Origin of the sequence: Vibrio sp. 1727, from assembly GCF_033344415.1 — a bacterium.
Classification (GTDB): Bacteria; Pseudomonadota; Gammaproteobacteria; order Enterobacterales; family Vibrionaceae; genus Vibrio; species Vibrio alginolyticus.
The window spans coordinates 1-595 of sequence record NZ_JAWPOT010000452.1; the positions used below are offsets into that span (position 1 = coordinate 1).

General features: G+C 46.9%; 1 protein-coding gene. It reads right to left on the reverse strand.

Annotated features, from left to right (window positions below; all coding sequences use genetic code 11):
• Nucleotides 1-595 (reverse strand): TolC family protein (locus R8O10_RS26300; protein ID WP_318192108.1); only part of this gene is annotated, 595 nt, incomplete at both ends.

Consider the following 595-nt stretch of genomic DNA (forward strand, 5'->3'; position numbering starts at 1 on the left):
ACCTCCGTTGAACAAGTTATAGCGTAAACGCAACATGGCGAGAGTTTCATCGCTTCGACCTTTTAAGCCATCCGCATCGTCTTTCCAAGTTTGAGAAGCTTCAATCGAGATCGTCGGGTAGTTAACGCCTTTCGATTGTTTGTATTGGAACTTGGCAGAGTCCACATCCGCCAATGCGATTTGAATCACTGGGTGTAATTCAAATGCCAAGCCAACCGCTTCATCGACGGTGTAGGGGATAAAGTTCTGATCAGCTCTTGGAAAAATTAACCCTTGTGGCGTTTGCCCCACCAAGCGGGTAAACATTGTGTGGGAGTCGTACAGGTTGTTTTGTGCAGCTGCCAGATTACCATGCGCTTTCGCTAAACGTGCTTCAACCTGTGTTAAGTCCGCAGTCGAGCCGATGCCGGAAGTGACGCGTTTTTTGATGTCCGTATAGATGTCTTTGTGAACGGCAAGATTGTTCTCAGACAGCTTTAAGACTTCATAAGCCTTCACCGCATCTAAATAGACTTTAGTGACTTCTAATGCTTTGTCTGAAGCATCAGCTAACAGTTGGAATCGCACCGATTCTGCATCAGCAGCGGTACGGTCA